Annotated in this window: 17 protein-coding genes; 5 read left to right on the forward strand and 12 right to left on the reverse strand. The window is 60.3% G+C overall.

All coding sequences use genetic code 11. The annotated features are described in order from the left end of the window. Nucleotides 1-17 precede the first annotated feature (17 nt). From odhB to sdhC, 11 genes are all read right to left on the reverse strand, one after another. Nucleotides 18-1,271: a 2-oxoglutarate dehydrogenase complex dihydrolipoyllysine-residue succinyltransferase gene (gene odhB, locus ACP7E0_RS22875; RefSeq protein ID WP_426128105.1), complete on the reverse strand. Its 1,254-nt coding sequence runs from the start codon at nucleotides 1,269-1,271 to the stop codon at nucleotides 18-20. Nucleotides 1,272-1,347: 76 nt separating this feature from the next. Then, on the reverse strand, nucleotides 1,348-4,344 hold the full coding sequence (locus ACP7E0_RS22880) for a 2-oxoglutarate dehydrogenase E1 component (protein ID WP_426128107.1): 2,997 nt from the start codon (nucleotides 4,342-4,344) through the stop codon (nucleotides 1,348-1,350). Nucleotides 4,345-4,511: 167 nt separating this feature from the next. Continuing rightward, nucleotides 4,512-5,414, reverse strand: coding sequence for a succinate--CoA ligase subunit alpha (sucD, locus tag ACP7E0_RS22885; RefSeq protein ID WP_426128109.1), 903 nt, complete (start codon nucleotides 5,412-5,414; stop codon nucleotides 4,512-4,514). An 18-nt stretch (nucleotides 5,415-5,432) separates the two neighbouring features. Continuing rightward, nucleotides 5,433-6,626, reverse strand: coding sequence for an ADP-forming succinate--CoA ligase subunit beta (sucC, locus tag ACP7E0_RS22890; protein WP_426128111.1), 1,194 nt, complete (start codon nucleotides 6,624-6,626; stop codon nucleotides 5,433-5,435). A 31-nt stretch (nucleotides 6,627-6,657) separates the two neighbouring features. Continuing rightward, a complete protein-coding gene (gene mdh, locus ACP7E0_RS22895; RefSeq protein ID WP_068955315.1) occupies nucleotides 6,658-7,620 on the reverse strand; it encodes a malate dehydrogenase in 963 nt (320 codons plus the stop codon). Between the two features lie 194 nt (nucleotides 7,621-7,814). Continuing rightward, nucleotides 7,815-8,969, reverse strand: coding sequence for a cell division protein ZapE (gene zapE / locus ACP7E0_RS22900; protein ID WP_426128113.1), 1,155 nt, complete (start codon nucleotides 8,967-8,969; stop codon nucleotides 7,815-7,817). A 65-nt stretch (nucleotides 8,970-9,034) separates the two neighbouring features. Continuing rightward, nucleotides 9,035-9,577, reverse strand: a complete 543-nt coding sequence (locus tag ACP7E0_RS22905) for a protease inhibitor Inh/omp19 family protein (RefSeq protein WP_426128115.1) — start codon at nucleotides 9,575-9,577, stop codon at nucleotides 9,035-9,037. A gap of 248 nt (nucleotides 9,578-9,825) precedes the next feature. After that, complete coding sequence (locus tag ACP7E0_RS22910) at nucleotides 9,826-10,605, reverse strand: succinate dehydrogenase iron-sulfur subunit (protein ID WP_426128118.1); 780 nt, start codon at nucleotides 10,603-10,605, stop codon at nucleotides 9,826-9,828. A gap of 12 nt (nucleotides 10,606-10,617) precedes the next feature. Further along, a complete protein-coding gene (gene sdhA / locus ACP7E0_RS22915) occupies nucleotides 10,618-12,462 on the reverse strand; it encodes a succinate dehydrogenase flavoprotein subunit (protein WP_426128120.1) in 1,845 nt (614 codons plus the stop codon). Nucleotides 12,463-12,468: 6 nt separating this feature from the next. Beyond that, nucleotides 12,469-12,849 carry a succinate dehydrogenase, hydrophobic membrane anchor protein gene (gene sdhD / locus ACP7E0_RS22920; protein WP_426128122.1) on the reverse strand — a complete coding sequence of 127 codons (381 nt, stop codon included), beginning with the start codon at nucleotides 12,847-12,849 and terminating at the stop codon, nucleotides 12,469-12,471. Between the two features lie 15 nt (nucleotides 12,850-12,864). Further along, entirely contained in the window at nucleotides 12,865-13,257 is a 393-nt protein-coding gene (gene sdhC / locus ACP7E0_RS22925) for a succinate dehydrogenase, cytochrome b556 subunit (protein WP_113241789.1), read from the reverse strand. A 313-nt stretch (nucleotides 13,258-13,570) separates the two neighbouring features. Here sdhC and ACP7E0_RS22930 point away from each other — a divergent pair, with 313 nt between their 5' ends. From ACP7E0_RS22930 to ACP7E0_RS22950, 5 genes are all read left to right on the forward strand, one after another. Further along, entirely contained in the window at nucleotides 13,571-14,170 is a 600-nt protein-coding gene (locus ACP7E0_RS22930) for a hypothetical protein (RefSeq protein ID WP_426128123.1), read from the forward strand. A 97-nt stretch (nucleotides 14,171-14,267) separates the two neighbouring features. Then, a complete protein-coding gene (locus ACP7E0_RS22935) occupies nucleotides 14,268-15,047 on the forward strand; it encodes a helix-turn-helix domain-containing protein (protein WP_426128125.1) in 780 nt (259 codons plus the stop codon). Nucleotides 15,048-15,122: 75 nt separating this feature from the next. Continuing rightward, entirely contained in the window at nucleotides 15,123-15,524 is a 402-nt protein-coding gene (locus ACP7E0_RS22940) for a VOC family protein (RefSeq protein ID WP_426128127.1), read from the forward strand. Nucleotides 15,525-15,555: 31 nt separating this feature from the next. Further along, complete coding sequence (locus ACP7E0_RS22945) at nucleotides 15,556-15,960, forward strand: VOC family protein (protein ID WP_426128129.1); 405 nt, start codon at nucleotides 15,556-15,558, stop codon at nucleotides 15,958-15,960. Then, the gene (locus ACP7E0_RS22950; protein WP_426128131.1) at nucleotides 15,957-16,316 is read left to right on the forward strand and encodes a DUF1801 domain-containing protein; all 360 of its coding nucleotides are present in this window, start codon (nucleotides 15,957-15,959) and stop codon (nucleotides 16,314-16,316) included. The genes ACP7E0_RS22945 and ACP7E0_RS22950 overlap by 4 nt, the downstream gene beginning before the upstream one ends. A gap of 57 nt (nucleotides 16,317-16,373) precedes the next feature. On the opposite strand, the gene ACP7E0_RS22955 is transcribed toward ACP7E0_RS22950, so the two are convergent. Further along, complete coding sequence (locus tag ACP7E0_RS22955; protein ID WP_426128133.1) at nucleotides 16,374-17,033, reverse strand: class I SAM-dependent methyltransferase; 660 nt, start codon at nucleotides 17,031-17,033, stop codon at nucleotides 16,374-16,376. Nucleotides 17,034-17,077 lie beyond the last annotated feature (44 nt).

Below are 17,077 nucleotides of genomic sequence, written 5' to 3' on the forward strand. Positions count from 1 at the left end.
GCCATGAGATCATCCAATTAAAGGTCGAGAACGAGGCGTTCCGGATCTTCCAGGCTTTCCTTGACGCGCACGAGGAAGGTAACCGCTTCCTTGCCATCGACGATGCGGTGATCGTAGGAGAGCGCGAGATACATCATCGGACGGATGACGATCTGGCCGCCGACGACGACCGGACGGTCCTGGATCTTGTGCATGCCGAGAATGCCCGACTGCGGTGCATTGAGGATCGGCGAGGACATCAGCGAACCGTAGACGCCGCCATTGGTGATCGTGAACGTACCACCCTGCATGTCAGCCATGGAGAGTGCTCCATCGCGGGCAAGCTTGGCGAGACGGCCGAGATCCTTCTCGACTTCGGCGATCGACATCTCGTCGGCGTCGCGGATGACCGGAACGACGAGACCCTTGTCAGTACCGACGGCCATGCCGATATGGCAGAAGTTCTTGTAGATGATGTCGGTGCCGTCAATCTCGGCGTTGACCGAAGGAATTTCCTTCAAGGCATGCGTTACCGCCTTGGTGAAGAAGCCCATGAAGCCCAGCTTGACGCCATGCTTCTTCTCGAAAATGTCCTTGTACTTGGTGCGTAGCGCCATCACCGCGCTCATATCCACCTCGTTGTAGGTGGTCAGCATCGCTGCCGTGTTCTGCGCATCCTTGAGGCGCCTGGCGATCGTCTGACGCAGACGAGTCATCTTGACGCGCTCTTCGCGCGGCGCATCTTCTGCCGACGACGGACCACGCGATACGACTTTCACCGGCTCGGACACGGCAGGTGCCGAAATGCCCTTGGCAACGGCAGCAATGACATCGCCCTTCAGAACCTGACCGCGCTTGCCGGAACCATCGACCTGTTCGGCCGAGAGGTTGTTTTCGGCCAGCATCTTGGCAGCAGCAGGTGCCGCCGGCATAGCGGAAGCGACCGGCGTGGCGACCGGCGTTGCGGCCGGTGCAGCAGCGGCGGCTGCAGGTGCCGAGGCAGCCGGTTCGGCAACCTTCTTTTCGGCAGCGGCCGGAGCAGCGGCTCCTGCAGCGCCAGCGGCGATGTTGCCGAGCAGCGCGCCGAGGCCGACGGTTTCGCCGGCAGCAGCGACGATTTCCGACAGGACGCCGGCGGCGGGTGACGGCACTTCGATCGTCACCTTGTCGGTTTCGAGTTCAAGCAGAGGCTCGTCGGCCTTGACGGTATCGCCGACCTTCTTGAACCAGGTACCGATGGTGGCTTCGCTGACGGATTCGCCCAGAGTGGGAACGCGGATTTCTGTGGCCATGATATTTTGTCGTCCGTTGATCGGGTGTCTGTTTCTGTTGAGGCAAAAGGAGGGAGGCCTTTCAGCCTCCCGTTTTTCAGCCCCCAAGCGCGTCTTCGAGGAATGCGGCAAGCTGGGCGAGATGTTTGGACATCAGGCCCGTCGCCGGAGAGGCGGCAGCCGGACGGCCGGTGTAGCGCACCCGCTGGTACTTCGCATCGATATGGGCAAGCACCCATTCCAGATACGGGTCGATGAACGACCAGGCACCCATGTTCTTCGGCTCTTCCTGGCACCAGACCATTTCGGCATGACGGAAGCGCGAGAGTTCGTTGATCAGCGCCTTGGCCGGGAACGGATAGAGCTGTTCGACGCGCAGCAGATAGACATCGTCGATGCCGCGCTTTTCGCGCTCTTCCAGCAGGTCGTAATAGACCTTGCCGGTGCAGAGCACGACGCGCCGGATCTTGGCATCCTTTTGCAGCTTGATCGGACCGTCCTTGATGACCTCTGCATCGTCCCACAGCAGCCGGTGGAAGGAGGTCTCGCCGGCCATTTCCGACAGCGAAGAGACGGCGCGCTTGTGGCGCAGCAGCGACTTCGGCGTCATCATGATCAGCGGCTTGCGGAAGTCACGCTTCGTCTGGCGGCGCAGGATGTGGAAGTAGTTCGCCGGCGTCGTGACGTTGGCAACCTGCATGTTGTCTTCGGCGCACATCTGCAGCCAGCGCTCGAGGCGGGCCGAGGAATGTTCCGGACCCTGACCTTCATAACCGTGCGGCAGCAGGCAGACGAGACCGGACATGCGCAGCCACTTGCGTTCGCCTGACGAGATGAACTGGTCGAAGATGACCTGTGCACCGTTGGCGAAGTCGCCGAACTGGGCTTCCCAGAGCGTCAGCGCGTTCGGACGGGCCAGCGAATAGCCGTATTCGAAACCAAGTACCGCTTCTTCCGAAAGCATCGAGTTGATGACCTCGTAACGGGCCTGGGTCGGCGCCAGGTTGGCAAGTGGGATGTAGCGATCTTCGGTCTCCTGATCGTAGAGAACCGAATGGCGCTGCGAGAACGTGCCGCGTTCGCAATCCTGGCCCGACAGGCGGATCTTGGTGCCCTCGACGCAGAGCGTACCGAATGCGAGCGCTTCCGCCATCGCCCAGTCGATGCCTTCACCGGTCTGGACCATGTTGGCCCGGCCGTCCATGAAGCGCTGGATGGTCTTGTGGGCGTGGAAGCCTGCCGGAACTTCCGACAGCTTGCGGCCAACGTCCTTCAGCGTCTTCATCGGCACCGACGTCTTGCCACGGCGCTGCTCATCCTGATTGTCTGCAGCGCGAAGCCCCGACCATACGCCGTCCAGCCAGTCGGCCTTGTTCGGCTTGTAGGACTGTCCGGCTTCGAATTCCTGTTCCAGACGCGCACGCCAGTCGGCGCGCATCTTTTCCAGTTCGCCTTCGGAGATCAGGCCCTCGGCGATCAGGCGTTCGCCATAAATCTGCACGACCGTCTTGTGAGCGCGGATGACCTTGTACATCTTCGGCTGCGTGAATGACGGCTCATCGCCTTCGTTATGGCCGAAGCGGCGGTAGCAAAACATGTCGACGACGACAGGCTTGTGGTACTTCATCCGGTATTCGGTGGCGATCTTGGCGGCGTAGACAACCGCTTCCGGATCGTCGCCGTTGACGTGGAAGATCGGCGCTTCGATCATCTTGGCAACGTCGGACGGATAGGGCGACGAGCGCGAGAAGGCCGGATTGGTGGTGAAGCCGATCTGGTTGTTGATGATGAAATGCACGGTGCCGGCAACGCGGTGACCGCGCAGGCCCGACAGGCCGAGGATCTCAGCCGTGACGCCCTGGCCGGCAAAGGCGGCATCGCCATGCAGCAGAAGCGGCATGACTTGCGCCCGCTCGGACAGCGGAATGACGTCGCCTTCGAAGATCTTCGCCATCTGGTCCTGCTTGGCGCGGGCCTTGCCCATGACGACAGGATTGACGATTTCCAGATGCGACGGGTTTGCGGTCAGCGACAGATGCACCTTGTTGCCATCGAACTCGCGGTCCGAGGAGGCACCCAGATGGTACTTCACGTCGCCGGAGCCTTCGACATCGTCCGGAGCGGCAGAGCCGCCCTTGAACTCGTGAAACACCGCGCGGTGCGGCTTGCCCATGACGTTGGTCAGCACGTTCAGGCGGCCGCGATGGGCCATGCCGAGGATGATTTCCTTCAGGCCTTCCTGGCCGCCGCGCTTGATGATCTGTTCGAGCGCCGGGATGAGCGATTCACCGCCGTCGAGGCCGAAGCGCTTGGTGCCCTTGTACTTGACGTCGATGAACTGCTCGAAGCCTTCAGCCTCGATCAACTTCTGCAGGATGGCCTTCTTGCCTTCCGGCGTAAAATCGACGCCCTTGTCCGCACCTTCGATCCGCTCCTGGATCCAGGCTTTGATTTCCGGATCGGAGATGTGCATGAACTCGACGCCGAGCGTCGAGCAGTAGGTGCGCTCGAGGATGTCGACGATTTCCCGCAGGGTCGCGTATTCGAGGCCCAGCACGTTATCGATGAAGATAGGGCGGTCCATGTCTTCTGGGCTAAAGCCATAGTTCGACGGCGACAGCTCATGATAATCGTCGACCGGTGCGGCAATGGCCAGCGGGTCGAGTTTGGCATGCAGGTGACCGCGCATGCGGTAGGCGCGGATCAGCATGATGGCGCGGACGCTGTCGCGGGTCGACTGGTGAACGTCGGCTGGCGCTGCGGCAACGCCGGTTGCAACAGCCTGTGCCTCGGCCTTCGCCTGAACCTTCTTTTCGATAACCTTTTCGACCGTGCCCCAGTCGCCGTCCAGCGCCGAGACCAGATCGCCACTGGCCGGGATCGGCCAGTGCGGCTTCTTCCAGGACGCGCCCTTGGCGGCCTTGATGACGTCTTCAGGCTGCTCCTGCAGCGCCTTGAAGAACGACTGCCATTCGCCGGAGACCGACGACGGATCGTTTTCGTAGCGCGCATAGAGCTGATCGATATAGCCGGCATTCGCTCCGTCGAGGAACGAGGTCAGCTGAAATTGCTCGTTGGCTTCTTGCCGTGCCATGGTGTTCTGCGGACCTGTCCGTCCGCCTCCTGACTTGTTAACTCTGCCGGGTGTGGGCCCCGGTAAACCGCATTTTCAAAAGCGCTAGACGCGCCTTCACGTCATCAGATGGTGCGGACCGGGCCAACCGCAATGGCAAGCCCGGTCACGTTATCGGTGCGTCAGTCTCAGCCCTTGAGGACTTCGACCAGCGTCTTGCCGAGGCGTGCCGGGGAAGGCGATACCTTGATACTGGCTGCTTCCATGGCGGAGATCTTCGATTCCGCATCGCCCTTGCCGCCGGAAACGACAGCGCCGGCGTGACCCATGGTGCGGCCCTTCGGAGCCGTCCGGCCGGCGATAAAGCCTGCCATCGGCTTCTTGCGGCCCTTCTTGGCTTCATCGATCAGGAACTGTGCCGCATCTTCTTCAGCCGAGCCGCCGATTTCGCCGATCATGATGATCGAGGTCGTGGCTTCGTCGGCGAGGAACATTTCCAGCACGTCGATGAATTCGGTGCCCTTCACCGGGTCGCCGCCGATGCCGACAGCCGTCGTCTGGCCAAGGCCTTCGTTCGACGTCTGGAACACGGCTTCATAGGTCAGCGTACCGGAGCGCGAAACGATACCCACCGAACCCTTGCGGAAGATCGAGCCCGGCATGATGCCGATCTTGCATTCTTCCGGTGTCAGGATGCCCGGGCAGTTCGGGCCGAGAAGGCGGGACTTGGAGCGGTCGAGGCGAGCCTTGACGCGGACCATGTCCATGACCGGAATGCCTTCGGTGATGCAGGTGATGAACGGGATTTCGGCTTCGATCGCCTCGATGATTGCATCCGCAGCGCCTGCCGGCGGAACGTAGATCACCGATGCATCGGCGCCGGTGCGTTCCTTGGCTTCAGCGACCGTCGCAAAGATCGGCAGGCTTTCGCCCTTCGAACCGGTCCAGGTTTCGCCACCCTTCTTCGGGTGGATACCGCCGACCATCTGCGTGCCGTAATAGGCAAGCGCCTGTTCGGTGTGGAAAGTGCCGGTCTTGCCGGTCAGGCCCTGAACCAGGACCTTGGTATTCTTGTTGACGAGAATAGACATAAGTTCGGGTCCTTCAAATTAGGCTTTGATCGCCGCGACGATCTTCTTGGCCGCATCGTCCAAGTCGTCTGCCGCCGTGATCGCGAGACCCGACTCATTCAGAATCTTCTTGCCGAGTTCGACATTGGTGCCTTCGAGGCGCACGACGAGCGGAACCTTGAGGCCGACTTCCTGCACGGCAGCGACAACGCCTTCAGCGATGACATCGCACTTCATGATGCCGCCGAAGATGTTGACGAGGATGCCTTCGACCTTGGGATCGGCCGTGATGATCTTGAAGGCTGCAGCCACCTTCTCCTTTCCGGCGCCGCCGCCGACGTCGCAGAAGTTTGCCGGCTCCTTGCCGTAGAGCTTGATGATGTCCATCGTCGCCATGGCAAGACCAGCACCATTGACCATGCAGCCGATATTGCCGTCGAGCGCCACGTAGGCGAGGTCCCACTTGGAGGCCTCGATTTCCTTGGCGTCTTCTTCGGTCTCGTCGCGCAGCGCCTTGACGTCGTCGTGACGGAAGATCGCGTTGCCGTCGAACGACATCTTGGCGTCGAGTACGCGCAGATGATCGTTCTTCATGACGATCAGCGGGTTAACCTCCAGCAGGGCCATGTCCTTCTCGTTGAAGGCTTTGTAGAGAAGCGGGAAGAGCGACTTGGCGTCCTCCGCAGCAGCACCCGAAAGCTCGAGAGCCTTGGAGATCGCGGCCACATCAGCATCCGTCACGCCCGTTTCCGGATCGATGGCGATCGTGTGGATCTTTTCAGGCGTGTCGTGGGCGACAGCCTCGATGTCCATGCCGCCTTCGGTGGAGACCACGAAGGCTACGCGGCCGACCGAACGGTCGACGAGCAGCGAGAGGTAAAGCTCGCGGGCGATGTCGGCACCGTCTTCGATGTAGAGGCGGTTGACCTGCTTGCCGGCTTCGCCGGTCTGCGCGGTTACCAGCGTGTTGCCCATCATTTCCTTGGCGTGCGCCTTGGCTTCATCGATGGAGAACGCCAGGCGAACGCCGCCCTTGGCATCCGGGCCGAGTTCCTTGAACTTGCCCTTGCCGCGGCCGCCGGCGTGGATCTGGCTCTTGACGACATAGAGCGGGCCTGGAAGCGACTTTGCAGCCGCTTCGGCTTCTTCCGCCGAGAAGATGGCGACACCTTCCGCGACCGGAGCGCCAAAGGTCTTCAACAGAGCCTTGGCCTGATATTCATGAATGTTCATGGGGAAACTTCCTGTTTAAGCCGAACGGCAATTACTTGAGGCTCGGCGCGATGGCGATGCAGGCTTCGCAAAGGCTCGCCACCGAAGCGACGGACTTTTCGAAGGCTTCCTGCTCGGCCTTGTTGAATTCGACTTCGATGATGCGCTCGATGCCGCCGGCACCGATGATCGTTGGCACGCCGACATACATGTCCTTGACGCCGTACTGGCCGTTGAGATAGGCGGCGGCCGGCAGCACGCGTTTCTTGTCCTTGAGGAAGGATTCAGCCATTTCGATCGCCGAGGCAGCCGGTGCGTAGTAAGCCGAACCGGTCTTGAGCAGACCAACGATTTCGGCGCCGCCGTCGCGGGTGCGCTGAATGATTTCTTCGAGGCGCTCCTTGGTGACCCAGCCCATCTTGACCAGATCGGTCAGCGGAATGCCGCCGACGGTCGAGTAGCGGGCAAGCGGCACCATCGTGTCGCCATGGCCGCCGAGAACAAACGCTGTGACGTCCTGGACGGAAACGTTGAATTCCTGGGACAGGAACAGGCGGAAGCGCGAGCTATCGAGCACGCCCGCCATGCCGACGACCATGTTCTTCGGCAGGCCGGAGAACTTCTGCAGCGCCCATACCATCGCGTCGAGCGGGTTGGTGATGCAGATGACGAAGGCGTTCGGGGCATATTTCTTGATGCCGGCGCCGACCTGTTCCATGACCTTGAGATTGATGCCGAGCAGGTCGTCGCGGCTCATGCCCGGCTTCCGGGCAACACCGGCGGTGACGATGCAGACATCGGCGCCTTCGATTGCGGAATAGTCACTGGCACCGGTCAGGTTGGCATTGAAGCCTTCGACGGGAGAGGACTGAGCGATATCGAGACCCTTGCCCTGCGGAATGCCGTCGGCAATGTCGAACAGGACGATGTCGCCCAGTTCTTTCAGGCCGGCGAGATGCGCCAGCGTGCCACCAATCATTCCAGAACCAATAAGTGCGATCTTGTTGCGCGCCATGAAAGTGCTTCCTTTGCGATCCAAATCTGTCAAGGCCTGACGTGGCGCCTCAAGCGCGAGCGATGGCAAACCTTCCGCGCAAGGAATTAAACGCCAAAAACTAAAATATCAACCCATACTTTTGGGTAGAGCAATTTCAATCGGTTAGATCATAAAATTCTTACGTAAACGTAAGAATTTACGTCGCCATTTTGTCATGAAACAGCAGAAGCCGCATGATGATTGGCGGCATATTCCTTGCTCTGCAGCTCGATCAACCGCGAAACAGTGCGATCGAACTCGAAGCCCTCGGTGCCTTTTTTCGCGGTCAGCAGATCGATCGGCGCGGATGCCGCCGAGGCAAACAGCCGGGCACCGTGATCGTAGATCGTATCGATCAGCATGATGAAGCGCTTGGTCTCGTTGCGCCTCTCAGGCCCCAGATGCGGGATATGCTCGACGAAGAGCGTCCGGTAATGTGAAAGGATGGCAAGGTAATCGGCCGCCCCGAGCGGTTTTTCGCAGAGATCGGCAAACGAGAACCGGGCGCATTCACCAGCAGCCTTGGGCACGACGATCTTGCGGCCCTTGAAGGCCACCTCGGCAGAGGTCACCGTCAAACCTGCCGTTGCCAGTTTCCAGGCATTGTCGAGTTCGGCATCGGCGTCCGGTCCGAGCGGCGACGACCAGACCGGCAGGCCCTCGATCTTTGCCAGCCGGTAATCCGTCGTCGTATCCAGCGGCACGATATCAGCATGCGCTTTCAACAGATTGATGAACGGCAGGAACAGGCCGCGATTGAGACCGTCCTTGTAGAGATTGCCGGGCTCGACATTGGATGTCGCCACCAGCACGCAGCCCTTGGAGAACAGCTCGCCGAACAGCCGCGACAGGATCATCGCGTCGGCGATATCGGTAACCGAGAATTCGTCGAAGCACAGCAGGCGGGCCTCGGCAAAGATTTCCGCAGCCACAGGCGGCATCGGATCGGCCTGGCGCGTCTCGCCGTTCTTCAGCTTCTGCCGGTGCATGAAGATGCGTTCATGCACATCGGCCATGAATTCATGGAAATGCGCCCTGCGCTTGCGCTTGATCGGCACCGTCTCGAAGAACAGGTCCATCAACATGGTCTTGCCACGCCCGACGCCGCCGTAGAGATAAAGCCCCTTCAGCGGCGGATGCTCGTTCTTGCGCGAGGCAAACAGCCAGCCGAGCGCATTCGACTTGCGCTCGGCGCGGCCGGCGGCCAGTTCCGAGGAAAGATGATCGAGGCGCCTGGCGATGACCAGTTGCGCCGGGTCACGCGTCAGCGTTCCCGCCACGATCATGGCTTCGAGTTTTCGTGAAATACTATCTTCAGGATTGGGCACGCGCTTTACCGGTCTGGTGTCGGAAACGACGGCAAGAAAAAACCCGGCTGATGCCGGGCTAATGATTAGCGGCTGAGGCTGACCGACTGGCCGCCATTGGTCGAGCCGTCGAAACGCGAATCGGCCGTCTTGAAAAGGCGGGCGAGCGGATTGCCGTTGCGATCCTTGAGCACGACCTGCTTGCCGGCAACTTCCCAGGAGCCCATCGCCGTCAATTCGCCGGCGCAACCGCGCGTACCGCCGCGCGAGCCGCTGCCGAGATTGGTGAGCGTCAGGAACATGTCGCAGGAAGCACCGGCATTCGAGACGCGCCAGTTGCCGACCATCGATTCCTTGGTGACGTCAAGTGCATTGGTTGCTGCCGCTACCTCGGTACCGCCGGGCGCCGTGACACCGCCAACCGCAGCCGTGCCGCTGACCGGAGCTGCCGGAAACTGTGAGGTTTCGCCGGGAGCAGCAAGCTGGCCGGACGAAACGGTCGGCACAGGCTGCGCCTGCACAGGAGCAGGCGACGTGTTGTTGCCATTGAAATCGGTCATGGACGTCCTCTGACATCCAGCCAGCGCCAGCACCACGGCCAGTCCCGCCACCGCATGTATTGTCCGCATGTTTAAGCTCCCGATCATCTTTGCCATCGTATTCATCAACTGGCATATAGGCGCAATTAACTTAAAACCATCTTTCAATTCAAGAGCACGGCAATTCTTTGACGGCTGTGACATGATTGAAACGGTCAATTCCCTGCGTGGTAGAGTTGCCGTCTCTTTCAAACCGGGCGCTCGAAGCAGCTTGCTCACACGAAAACGCCGGGCAGAACCCGGCGTTTGCAAATTGATCAAAACGGCCGCACCCAGTATCAGACGCGGCGTTCCACCATCATCTTCTTGATTTCGCCAATGGCCTTGGCCGGGTTGAGGCCTTTCGGACAGGTCTGGGCGCAGTTCATGATCGTGTGGCAGCGATAGAGGCGGAAGGGGTCTTCGAGATTGTCGAGACGCTCGCCCTTGGCTTCGTCGCGACTATCGATCAGCCAGCGATAGGCCTGCAGAAGCACGGCCGGACCGAGATACCGGTCGCCATTCCACCAGTAGCTCGGGCACGAGGCGGAACAGCAGGCGCACAAGATGCACTCATAGAGACCATCAAGCTTCTGGCGGTCCTCGTGGCTCTGCTTCCATTCCTTGGCAGGCGTCGGCGAAACCGTCTTCAGCCAGGGCTCGATCGAGCGGTGCTGGGCGTAGAAGTTGGTGAGGTCCGGCACCAGGTCCTTGACGACCGGCATGTGCGGTAGCGGGTAGACTTTCACCGTGCCCTTCACCTCGTCCATGCCCTTGGTGCAGGCCAGCGTATTGGTGCCATCGATGTTCATCGCGCAGGAACCGCAGATGCCTTCGCGGCAGGAGCGGCGCAGCGTCAGCGTCGGGTCGATCTTGTTCTTGATGTAAAGCAGTGCATCGAGAACCATCGGCCCGCAATCGTCGACATCGATATAGAACGTGTCGATCGACGGGTTCTTGCCGTCGTCCGGGCTCCAGCGATAGATGCGGAGCTCACGAGTGTTGGTGGCACCGGCCGGCTTCGGCCAGACCTTGCCTTCCGTCATCGTCGAGTTTTTGGGGAGAGCGAGTTCAACCATGGATCATTCTCCTCAGTACACGCGTGCCTTGGGCTCGATCTTTTTCGGATCGATGCCCGGCTGCAGAAGTTCGGTGTGAACCGGGCGGTAGTCGAGGCGGACTTCGCCGGCCTCGTTCACCCAGGACAGCGTATGCTTGCGCCAGTTGACGTCGTCGCGGCCGGCAAACGGGCCATCGACAAAATCCTCGCGCGCATGGCTGCCACGGCTTTCCTTGCGGGCTTCGGCGCCATAGACCGTGACGATGGCGTTGGCCATCAGGTTTTCCAGCTCCAGCGTCTCCACCAGGTCGGAATTCCAGATCATCGAGCGGTCGGTGACCTTGACGTCGCTCAGTTCCTGCCAGATCGCGCTCATGCGCTTGCAGCCGCTCTCCAGCGATTCCTGCGTGCGGAACACGGCGGCGTCGTCCTGCATGGTGCGCTGCATCTTTTCACGCAGCACGGCGGTCGGCGTCGAACCATCGGCATAACGCAGCTTGTCGAAGCGCGTCATGATCTTTTCGCAGGCCTTTTCGTTGATCGCCGGGATCGGCGAGGCGCGGTCGATGACTTCGCCGGCGCGGATCGCAGCGGCGCGGCCGAAGACCACGAGGTCGATCAGCGAGTTGGAGCCGAGGCGGTTTGCCCCGTGCACCGAAGCGCAGCCGGCTTCACCGACAGCCATCAGGCCCGGCAGGACGCGCTCGGGATTTTCACCGTCGGCGTTCAGCACTTCGCCCCAGTAGTTGGTCGGAATGCCGCCCATGTTGTAGTGAACGGTCGGCAGAACCGGGATCGGCTCGCGCGTCACGTCGACACCGGCAAAGATCTTGGCGCTCTCGGAAATGCCCGGCAGGCGCTCGTGCAGAACGGCCGGATCGAGATGGTCGAGATGAAGGTAGATATGGTCCTTGTTCTTGCCGACGCCGCGGCCTTCGCGGATTTCCAGCGTCATGCAGCGGGAAACCACGTCGCGGGACGCCAGGTCCTTGGCCGAGGGCGCATAGCGCTCCATGAAGCGCTCGCCCTCGGAATTGACCAGATAACCGCCTTCGCCGCGCGCACCTTCGGTAATCAGGCAGCCGGAGCCGTAGATGCCGGTCGGGTGGAACTGGACGAATTCCATGTCCTGCAACGGCAGGCCGGCGCGCGCCACCATGCCGCCACCGTCGCCGGTGCAGGTATGGGCGGAGGTCGCCGAGAAATAGGAGCGGCCATAGCCGCCGGTCGCCAGAACGACCATCTTGGCCGAGAAGCGATGGATCGTGCCGTCGTCGAGGTTCCAGGCGACAACACCGGTGCAGCGGCTGCCGTCATCCGACATGATCAGGTCAAGCGCGAAATACTCGATGAAGAATTCGGCATTGTGTTTCAGCGACTGGCCATACAGCGTGTGCAGGATGGCATGGCCGGTCCGGTCGGCAACGGCACAGGTGCGCTGCACCGGCGGGCCTTCGCCGTAATTTTGCATGTGGCCACCGAACGGCCGCTGGTAAATCTTGCCTTCGGCATTGCGCGAGAACGGAACGCCGTAATGTTCAAGCTCGTAAACGGCCTTCGGCGCTTCCATGGTCAGATACTGCATCGCATCGACATCGCCGAGCCAGTCAGAGCCCTTGACCGTATCGTAAAGGTGCCACTGCCAGCTATCCGGCGTCATGTTGGTCAGCGATGCGGCGATACCGCCCTGGGCTGCGACCGTGTGCGAACGCGTCGGGAAAACCTTGGTGATGCAGGCCGTCTTGAAGCCCTGTTCGGCCATGCCGAGCGTGGCGCGCAATCCGGCGCCGCCGGCCCCGACGACGATCACGTCGTAGGCATGGTCGACATAGTCATAGGCGTGGCCGTTGATGAGCGGCGAGGAAGTGGGTGCCATTTTGAATTACCCTGCAAACGCGATCTTCAGGATGGCGAAAAGACAGAGCCCGCCAACTGCGATCGCAAAAAACGTATTGAGCATGACGAGGACTATCTTGGCGCCTTCGTTGTGGACATAGTCCTCGATGACGACCTGCATGCCGAGCTTCATATGGATCAGGCCAGAGATCACGACCAGCCCCATGACCACGGCCACGAAGGGGTTCGACAAGGCAACGACGACCTCGGCATAAGGGGCGCCTGCATATTTGATCAGGAACAGCACGAAGAAGATGATCAGCGGCACGTTGGCAACGGCCGTCAGCCGCTGGCGCCAGAAGTGATCGGTGCCTTCCTTGGCCGAACCGAGGCCGCGAACCTTGCCGAGGGGAGTACGCATATCCATGGAATTCTTGTCCTCTCAGCGAACCACGTAGCCGACGATCCAGATCAATACGGTCACCGCGACCGAACCGATCAGATTGGCAATGGCAAGTTTGGTCGCAAAATGCTTTTCGTAGCCGTAACCCAGATCCCAGACGAAGTGCCTGAGACCGCCGAACAGATGATGCACCAGCGCCCAGGTATAACCAAACAGAATGAGCTGGCCGATGATCGTGCCGAAGGCCCACATGGCCCAGTCGTAATATTCGGGACCGCTGGCGGCGGCGATCAGCCACCAGGCGACGAGGACCGTGCCGAAGTACAAGGCGCACCCCGTGATGCGGTGCACAATGGACATGACCATCGTGGGAATGGGCTTATAGATTTGTAGATGCGGCGACAACGGCCGGCTTTTGGTGACATTCGTCATCTGAACCTCACGGAAGACCCGGAAAGATGCCCAAAAACTGGACTATTTTCATCCGGTATTGCACCTGATTGTGCGCAATTCAGTCAGCCGACGTTTAATCACCATATTGATTAACGACAAGTGTGTTTGCACTGCAAAATCAATTTAATCGATTAGACGAAAATATGGCGGCTTGACGGATACGATTCATCCGCCGCGTTAACGATAAGGCGTGAAAATTCAACGCAATCCGTGACTTTTGCCGGCATCTGCCCCACATTGCCTGTTAAGGATTTGTTAAGAGTTACCCGGAGGGCTGCACGAAATGCGTCCAATGAGCATGCAGAATGCGACGAAAGTCTTGATCGCGGCGCTGACCGTGATCCTCTCGTTCGCCAGTTTCGCCGAAGCGCGTGATCGCAGTGGCGAGCGCCACCAGTTTCGCCGTACCCATTTCGAACGGTCGCATGACCAGCGCCCGCACCATCAGCGCCGCGACCGCAGCGAAACGGTTTCGGGCATCAATGCTGGTCACTGGTATCGCGATGACCGCCGCCGTGGCCGCAACAGTCTCGCCGGCCGCATGGACCGCCGCCAATATTACGAGCGCCGCTACGGACATCGGTACGATCGCGATCGCGGCATCGTCGTGCGCCAATATCGCGAACAGCGCGGCAATGGCTGGGACCAGTCCTATGGCGGTGACGGCTTCCCGTCACATGCCAATGGCGGTACCTATTTCGGCGGGCTCTCCGCCTGGACCGACCCGGGCAACGGCACCTATTTCAGCTCGGAGCGCAATGGCTACGGCTTCTATTCTGGCGACACCGGCATTAACTATCCCGCCGCGCGCCCGAAGATCATCCGCGTCACTCCATCGACCGCCGGCCGTGCCTGCTCCTGGGAATCCGGCGTCTGCGTCATTCGCAGATGACATTGTTGTTCCGAGGGTGGCGGCACGGGGATGGTGTGTGCTGTGCGGCGTGATCGCCGCAAACCTTGTGCCAGTTTCCGTTGCTCTTCAGGCCCCGATGACACTTTCCTCGCGCTACGCCGAACTACCCGAACAGACTGACCTGAATGCCGGAATCGAATCCGTCTGGTCGTCGCTCAGCGATCGGTCGGGAGAATATCGCGTCCTGCCTGACGGGCGATGCGATATCCTTCTCAGGTTCCAGGCCGGCGAACGCCCAATCCGGGAGGTGACTGCGGTGGTGACCGGCCCGGCGACCGGATATTATGATGTTCCGATAGTGTCTGGCATGGGATTTGCGGGCGTTCGGCTTCGTCCGGGTTCCTTTTTCAGGATATTGGGACTTGAACCTGCCAGTCTTCGCGATCGCAACCTCGTTGGTGATGCTGCACTTGCCGCCTGTCCTGAACTTGCCGCGATCTGCCTGCCGGCTGTGAGCCGGGAAGAACTGCTCAATCGCCTGATCGGTTTCGTTCATCGCCGAAACGCCCAAAGCAATTACAGGCTCCCGCCTCAAACGCGCGAAGTTCTCGGCGCATTTCACGCGTCCAGTGGGCGGTTGCGCATTGGGGAAATTGCCCGAATGCATGACATCGCCGATCGCACTGTGCGGCGCATTATGATCGAGGCCACCGGCCTCCCGCCCAAGGCATTTGCGCAGATCTTGCAGTTTCATCGTGCACTGCGGCTGTTGCGCGATCATCACCTGAGCCCTGCCGATGCAGCGCTGGAAGCCGGGTTTTCCGATCAGCCACATATGAACCGGGTGTTTCGCCGCATGGGCGGCATTTCGCCGGCCCGGCTGCCTGACCTTACACTGGTGACAATTCGCGATTGATGTCCGATTTGTTCAAGACTAGCCCATCCTTGTCCACCATGATCAGGCTGCACTATAGAATGCAGAAAGAGACAAATGACCGTAAGGTTCGGATATACTATCCTTTACGTGCCGGATGTGACCGCAGCCATCGCCTTCTATGAAACAGCCTTTGGCCTCAAGCTGAGGTTCCTGCACGTAAGCAAGCTCTACGCCGAGATGGAAACAGGGGCAGTTACCTTGTCTTTCGCCGGCGAGGAAATGGCGGAGATGAATGGTCTGGCCATCCGCCCCGGCCGCAAGGGCGACCTGGCGGCCGGCTTCGAGATTGCCCTCATCTGTGACGATCCGCAAGCGGCGTGGGACAGGGCAAGGGCCGCAGGAGCCACCCCGGTCAAGCCCCCCGAGGCGAAACCGTGGGGACAGACAGTCGGCTTTGTCCGCGATTTGAACGGCTGCATGGTGGAGCTTTGCTCCGACATATCGACGGTGGCCTGATCGTGCCCCGCTCCACGTCAGGAGAAGCATAATGCGTCCAACCGCAGCCTCGCCCTGCATCACCACCCCGCATATCGCCGCTTGCCGGACATTCTACCGGAAGCATTTTGGCGCCCGGTTGGTCTTCGACTGCGGCTGGTTCATCAGCCTTGAATTTGGCGACGGAATTTCTCTGCAGTTCATGGAGCCACAAGGGGGCCAACCAGCCTGCAAGACCGAGGGGTTGACCTATAATTTCCGGGTGCCGGATGTGGATGAAGATTTCCGCCACCTCGTCAATACCGGTCTAACACCGGACATTCAGCCGGAAGACCACCCTTGGGGCGATCGCGGCTTCTCGGTCCAAGACCCGAATGGCATCACCCTCTACATCTATTCCGATCGGGAACCAGCGCCTGAGTTCAAATCGGCTTTCATCGGGGAAATTGCAGCATGAACACAAATATTAAAGTGGAAGCCTTCCTACAGGAGATAAGAGCGCATCGCGGAGAGCTCTTTCCGATTGTTGCGCGCTTGCGCGACATGGTTCTGGCCGCCGGCCCATCCATTACCGAAGAAGTGAAATATGGTGGATTGCTGTTTTCATCCGGCCAAAGTTTCTGCGGCGTTTTTCCCTACAAGTTCCACGTGACGCTGGAATTCAGCCAGGGCGCAGCCCTTACCGACCCTCATGGGCTCCTGTCCGGCGGCGGCAAGTACCGGCGCCATATCAAACTGGAGACCGTGCAGGATATCGAGACAAGACGCGTCGCGGACTATGTCGCGCAGGCACGCGAAGCGGCGGACAGCTGACCATCTGCGTTGCGTTGCACGCCAACGGAACGCCGCCCGCGCACGCCGTGGCAGCCCTCAATCGAGCTCTCTGCTCAGAAACCGCCAGACCGTGGTCTTCTTGACCTCGCTGTCCTCCAGTGCCCGGGTCACCGGCACCTGGTAGGTCGCCAGCATCTCCATCCGGTCACACGGGCAATAGGCGCGACCGGGATCGCCGACGAGAACATCGGCACCGTCTTCGGCCAGCATGTTCAGCCAGGGAACGATCCGGTCAGCAAACGACTTGTCATAAAAGACGTCGCCGGCAAGGTAGACATCCGCATTCCGCCCAGTGCCGATAATATCCGACGCCGACGACGAGACTGCGACACCATTCAGCGTTGAATTCAGCCGGATAGCCGTTTCGGTCCAGGGATCGATGTCGATGGCGGCAACAGACGCAGCCCCCGCCTTCATCGCCGCGATCGCCACCAGACCGGACCCCGAAGCGAAATCGATCACCCGCTTGCCCGCCACCAGTTCGGGATGATCAAGAATATGCCGCGCCAGCCCCTGCCCGCCTGCCCAGGCAAACGCCCAGAACGGCGGCGGCAATCCGATCTTCTCCAGCTCCTCCTCCGTCTTCAACCACAGATCATGCGCTTCGCTCGCGAGATACAGCCGCACCTCCGGCACATGCGGCGGCGTCATGATGTCCGTGTTTGTGCGGATAAAGGTTTCGGGATCGGTTTTCACGGCTGTTGGGCTTCCGGTTGATGATTGGCCAATGGCTTGAACGA

Source organism: Pararhizobium sp. PWRC1-1 (assembly GCF_049897905.1).
In the GTDB taxonomy this organism is placed as follows: domain Bacteria; phylum Pseudomonadota; class Alphaproteobacteria; order Rhizobiales; family Rhizobiaceae; genus Pararhizobium.